The organism is Halopseudomonas sp., from assembly GCF_036961105.1.
In the GTDB taxonomy this organism is placed as follows: Bacteria; Pseudomonadota; Gammaproteobacteria; order Pseudomonadales; family Pseudomonadaceae; genus Halopseudomonas.
In genome coordinates this window covers 1-503 of the sequence record NZ_JBALWW010000081.1, presented here as the reverse complement: position 1 = coordinate 503, position 503 = coordinate 1, and the positions used below count along the sequence as shown (strand labels likewise).

Here is a 503-nt window from a genome sequence, read left to right as displayed (position 1 = left end):
CTTCGGCACGAAAGTCGGCGCGCCAGTCGGCAAAGCTGCGAGCAACGATGACCGGCTCAACCATCAGCGGCGCTGTAGCGGGTTGCAGGGTTGGCGGTTTGGCGATCTGGCTAGGTTCGGCCTCGGCAATGGCCTGGGTGTCGGCGCAGGCCGTTAAGCAGAACAGGCTGGCAGAGGCCAGCAAATGAATTCCGCTGCGGCGGTGGAACGGATGGGGCATGCGTGGATTCCTGAAGGCGGTCTGGCACCGAAGGTGGTGGCAAGTTCTTGTTCTCTGCCTTGGAGGATACTGGTGCGCGAAGGTTCCTGCCAGCTTCGCGCAAAAGCGCCGGCCAGCGGGGCTGTGTGGCCCCTGCAGTGGCTTTATGCTAGAGTCCGCGACCTCTTCCTGGATTGACTGATGGACAGGTGATGATCGGCCGATGCGGCTTTACGCCACGGTAGACTTCACTTACACGTTCATGCGCGGCTGTCACTGAGTGCGGAGTGCGCCGCTTGCCGCC

Annotated in this window: 1 pseudogene; it reads right to left on the bottom strand. The window is 62.4% G+C overall.

The window, feature by feature from the left end:
* A pseudogene (locus V7756_RS19110) lies at positions 1 to 220 on the bottom strand (lytic murein transglycosylase); the annotation flags it as partial.
* Between the last annotated feature and the right edge of the window lie 283 nt (positions 221 to 503).